This is a genomic window from Phormidium sp. CCY1219, from assembly GCF_035615515.1.
Taxonomy (GTDB): domain Bacteria; phylum Cyanobacteriota; class Cyanobacteriia; order Cyanobacteriales; family Laspinemataceae; genus CCY1219.
This window is the reverse complement of record NZ_JAJENT010000685.1, coordinates 1-1,373: the sequence shown is the minus strand read 5'-3', so window position 1 is coordinate 1,373 and position 1,373 is coordinate 1. Positions and strand designations below refer to the sequence as shown.

1 protein-coding gene is annotated in these 1,373 nt (G+C 43.9%); it reads right to left on the bottom strand.

From position 1 onward, the window contains the following. A partial coding sequence (gene ltrA, locus LKK83_RS20030; RefSeq protein ID WP_324633078.1) for a group II intron reverse transcriptase/maturase occupies positions 1–1,373 on the bottom strand: 1,373 nt, incomplete at both ends.

Genomic DNA, 1,373 nt, shown 5'->3' with positions numbered 1-1,373 from the left:
TTACTCCAGTAAGCCCAATCTCCATCAAATGGAGACTTATCACCTTTGACTTTGATGTGTCGCTTGATAGGCGTTTCCATGTGTTTCAATAGTCTCAGCCCATCTTGCGCTTGAAACGTCCATTTTCCATTGGCTCCATGATGGTAATACTTTCTGAGCTTATTAATGGACGCTTTTCCGCATCTTGATACTGTCCATGCCCTTAAGGCCCCCCAAACCTTATCGTCGAGTTTGGAGAATGTTTCTTTGGATACTACTGTGCTGTAATAATTACTCCATCCTTTTATGACTGGATTCAGTCGTTTGATTAATACGGCTTGTGGGGCTGTTTTATGAGCCTTTATGACCGCCTTAATTGCCTTGTAGTGTTCCTTGACTGACTTCTTGCTTGGTTTTATGTTGAGCTGGAATAATCCTTTGCCAGCCCCAGTGTTTGTGGCCTTGTACTTGCCAACTGTTTTATGGCGGATATTGAAACCTAAAAAGTCAAAACCTGCCTCTCCCCCTTCTTCTGAGAATTCATGGGTATGGCAGATTCTTGTCTTTTCGGGCTTAAGCTTTAATCCAACTGGTTCCAGCCATTGTTCAATCAGGTTACGGGCTTTTAGTATGACTTCTTTAACTGGCGAGAGAACCACGAAGTCATCGGCGTATCGAATGATTTTCGGGCGATAGTTTCGTTCTTGTTTTCCGTTAATGGTCTTAGTCTTGGAAAAAGCATTAACAACCGAATTTATCATCCCATGTAAGGCAATGTTGGCCAGGAGTGGACTAATGACTCCACAAGGTGGAGTTCCTGACTCTGTTGCCTCAAATACGCCATTATCCAGAACGCCGGCTTTAAGCCATTGTTTGATTTTCCGTTTGAACACGGATGGACAATCTAGTTTGGACAGCAGGTAATCATGGTTAATTCGGTCGAAGCATTTTGCAATATCTGCATCTAATACCCAATTTGGTCTCTTATGCACCTTTTTGAATATGGCATCAATCGCATCATGTGCCGACCTTCCTGGCCTAAATCCGTATGAGTCTGCCTCAAATCGAGCTTCCCATTGCGGTTCTAGTGCCAGTTTAACCAAAGCTTGCTCAGCTCTATCTCTTATCGTCGGAATCCCTAAAGGACGCTTTTCATCGCGACCTGATTTAGGAATCCATATTCTACGTAAGGAGCGGGCTTTGTAGTTATTCCCAAGTTTTTGGGCTAATTCCAGTCGTTGTGTAGGCCAGAGGGATTTTACTCCGTCTACCCCGGCAGTTCTTTTGCCCTGATTGTCTTGGGTTATTTTCCTTACTGCCAAGAGCTTCGCGTAATAGGACTTACTTAAGAGTCTTTGAAGATGCCTTGCTTTCTTGGACTGTCCAGACCGTTC